Source organism: Streptomyces sp. URMC 126 (assembly GCF_051386555.1).
Lineage (GTDB): Bacteria > Actinomycetota > Actinomycetes > Streptomycetales > Streptomycetaceae > Streptomyces.
Genome location: NZ_JBPQTX010000509.1, coordinates 1 through 3,063 on the forward strand (window position 1 = coordinate 1; position 3,063 = coordinate 3,063).

3 protein-coding genes are annotated in these 3,063 nt (G+C 74.0%); all 3 read right to left on the minus strand.

Annotated features, from left to right (window positions below; all coding sequences use genetic code 11):
• Positions 1-106 precede the first annotated feature (106 nt).
• A complete protein-coding gene (locus ACSNOK_RS32065) occupies positions 107-661 on the minus strand; it encodes a TetR/AcrR family transcriptional regulator (protein ID WP_436784307.1) in 555 nt (184 codons plus the stop codon).
• A gap of 88 nt (positions 662-749) precedes the next feature.
• A complete protein-coding gene (gene whiG, locus ACSNOK_RS32070; protein WP_436784306.1) occupies positions 750-1,586 on the minus strand; it encodes an RNA polymerase sigma factor WhiG in 837 nt (278 codons plus the stop codon).
• Between the two features lie 289 nt (positions 1,587-1,875).
• Positions 1,876-3,060, minus strand: a complete 1,185-nt coding sequence (gene dprA / locus ACSNOK_RS32075) for a DNA-processing protein DprA (RefSeq protein ID WP_436784308.1) — start codon at positions 3,058-3,060, stop codon at positions 1,876-1,878.
• Positions 3,061-3,063 lie beyond the last annotated feature (3 nt).

Sequence of the window (3,063 nt, forward strand, 5' to 3'; positions counted from 1 at the left end):
CCCCCCCCCCCCCCCCCCCCCCCCCCCCCCCCCCCCCCCCCCCCCCGAAACGGCGAAGTGGGGGTCCCCCCTCTGGGGAGGGACTGGGGCACCCCACCCCGGGACGTCAGCCCCGCACCCCCCGCAACACCATCCCCACCGCGACAGCGGTGACCCGCTCCGGCTCCTCCACACCAAGCTCGATACGCCGGACAGCCGCGTCCACGACCCCCTGAAGCATCATCGCGACAAGCCGAGGCTCCTCATGCCCGAGAGCCACCAGCGCCTCGCCCACCATCGAGATCAACCCGCCATGCGCGGCCCGGATCTTCTCCCGAGCCGCGGCGTCCAGCTCACCGGCGGAGATCGCGACGACGGCACGGTGCCGGCGGTCGCCGACGAGCGCCAGCTGCCGCCTTACATACGCCTCGATCTTCGCCTCGGGGGTGTCCGCCGCCGCCATGGCGGACTCGACCTCGGCCGCCCAGACGGGGAAGTCGACGGCGCACAGCTCCTCGACGACGGCCGCGCGGGAGCGGAAGTACTCGTAGACCGAGGACCGAGCGAGCCCGGTGCGCTCGGCGAGGGCGGGGAAGGTGAGCGCTTCCGTACCGCCTTCGGACAGCAGGGAGCGGGCGGCGTCCAGCAGGGCGTCGCGCTGCATCGTCCGGTGCTCGGCCACTGAGGCCGCTCGAATCCTGGGCACGGTCCCACTTTACGGACCTCCGAGGAAAGAGACGAGGTCGGAGCGGCGTTCTCAGTGGTCCACGTCAGCGGCCCACGTCCGCGAGCTTGGCCCGCAGCTGGAGGACCGACTTGGTGTGGATCTGGCTGACCCGGCTCTCGGTGACACCGAGCACCTGGCCGATCTCCGCCAGGGTGAGCCCTTCGTAGTAGTAGAGGGTGACCACCGTCTTCTCCCGTTCCGGGAGGGTGTTGACGGCCCGGGCGAGCAGTCGGCGCAGCTCGTGGTCCTCGGCCACCTCGACGGGGTCGTCGGCCGCCGTGTCCTCCAGGGTGTCCATCAGGCTGAGCCGGTCGCCGCCCTCGCCCCCGACGTGCAGCAGCTCCTCCAGCGCGACGACGTTGGCCAGGGACAACTGGCTGAAGACGGTGTGCAGTTCGTCAAGAGGGATGTCCATCTCGGCGGCCACCTCCGCCTCGGACGGCGTCCGGTGCAGTGTGGCCTCCAGGGTGGCGTAGGCGCGTTCCACGGCCCGCGCCTTCTGCCGGACGGACCGGGGGATCCAGTCCAGCGCCCGCAGTTCGTCGATCATCGCGCCCCGGATGCGGGTGATCGCGTAGGTCTCGAACTTGATGGAGCGGGCGGGGTCGAACTTCTCGATCGCGTCGATGAGTCCGAAGATCCCGGAGGAGACGAAGTCCGCTTGCTCCACATTGGGCGGCAGCCCGACGCTGACTCGCCCCGCCACGTACTTCACCAGCGGCGAATAGTGCAGGATCAGCTGCTCCCGCAGCCTTTCGTCACCCGAGGCCTTGTACGAGCGCCACAGCTCGTCGAGGGTCGAGGGCGCGGGCGGGCGGGCGGCGCCGCGCGCCGCGGGGGGCGCCGCCGCGCGGTCCGATCCGGAGGGTTGCTGGGGCATTCGTCGTCTTGAGCCGTTCTGCTGTGACGTGGATCAGGTGCGACAGGATCCATCCGCATGGCCGGAGTCCCGTGAGCGTAGCGTGACCGGCGCACTGCGGGGAGCGACCGGGCCCCTCGGGCCCGCGCGGCGGTCCGCACGGCCGTGATCCACCGGCCGTGCTCTCGGCCGGCGGCCGTGCCCCGGGACCGTGCGGGGCCCGGCGGGGGCGCGGCCCGGCGCCGGAGCCGCCGGGGTCACCGCGGTCTTGGCGGTCATGTCCTTAACCCTTTCACCCGATCGCCCCAGGTCAAGAACCGCCTCGCCGCACAGGGGAGCGCCGTCCGAGGGGCTTGGAGGGGACGGATGTTGACGCCTGTGCGAGCGGACGCCAGTGGTCGCCCCGGCGCGCGACGAAGCCCAGGCCGTGGAGTTCGTAGAGCCTGCCGAGGGTGGTGTCCCTGCTCAGCCCGGCGTTCAGGGCGATCCGGGCGGTGTCGCCGCCGGGGCCGGGGACGGCCTCCAGTACGGCCGCGGCCTGCGGGGCGAGCAGGTCCCGGGGGACGGCGGGGCCCCGGCGTTCGGGCGCCAGCTCCCCCATGGCGCCCACCAGTTCGGCGACTTCGTCCGCGTCGGTCACCAGTGTGGCGCCCTCGCGCAGCAGTTCGTGCACCCCGGCCGAGAGACCGGAGGTGACCGGACCGGGGACACCCATCGTGTGCCGGCCCAACGCCCGCGCGCGCCGGGCGGTGACGAGCGAACCGCTGCGGTACTCCGCCTCCACCACCACCGTGCCGCGGGTGAGGGCGGCGATGACCCGGTTGCGCAGGACGAACCGGCTCCTGGTGGGGTGGCCGCCCGGCGGCAGTTCGGCGAGCACGAGGCCCTGTTCCGCGATCCTGCCGAGCAGTTGGGTGTGCCCGCGCGGGTACGGCACGTCGACCCCGCAGGCCAGCACGGCCGCGGTGGCCCCGCCGGCGGCGAGCGCGCCGCGGTGAGCCGCGCCGTCGACGCCGTAGGCCGCGCCGGAGACGACCACCCAGCCGCGTTCGGCGAGCCCCGCGCCGAGCAGGGCCGCCACGTGCGAGCCGTAGTCGCTGCACGCCCTCGCCCCCACCACGGCCACCGACCGCAGGGCCCACAGCCGCAGGTCGGCGGGGCCCCGCACCCAGAGGCCGACCGGCCGGGCGTCCCCGAGGTCGTCGAGCTGCGTCGGCCACTCGGGGTCGCCGGGGCAGACGAACCGTCCGCCGAGCCGGGCGACGGCGGCGAGGTCGCCCGCCGGATCGAGGCTCGCGGCCCGCGCCCGGCACCCGGCCAGCCGCTCACCCCGGGCCCCCTTGGGCGGCGGCCCGTCCCCGACCAGTCCGCGCACCAAGGCCGGGGCGCCCAGCTCCCGCAGCCAGCGGCCCACGGTCTCGTCCTCCAGCGCGACGACGTTGGCCAGGGACAACTGGCTGAAGACGGTGTGCAGTTCGTCAAGAGGGATGTCCATCTC

Bases quoted from the DNA above. Each gene is read 5' to 3' on its own strand.
- dprA (WP_436784308.1), bottom strand. From the start codon at position 3,060: ATGGACATCCCTCTTGACGAACTGCACACCGTCTTCAGCCAGTTGTCC.
- whiG (WP_436784306.1), bottom strand. From the start codon at position 1,586: ATGCCCCAGCAACCCTCCGGATCGGACCGCGCGGCGGCGCCCCCCGCG.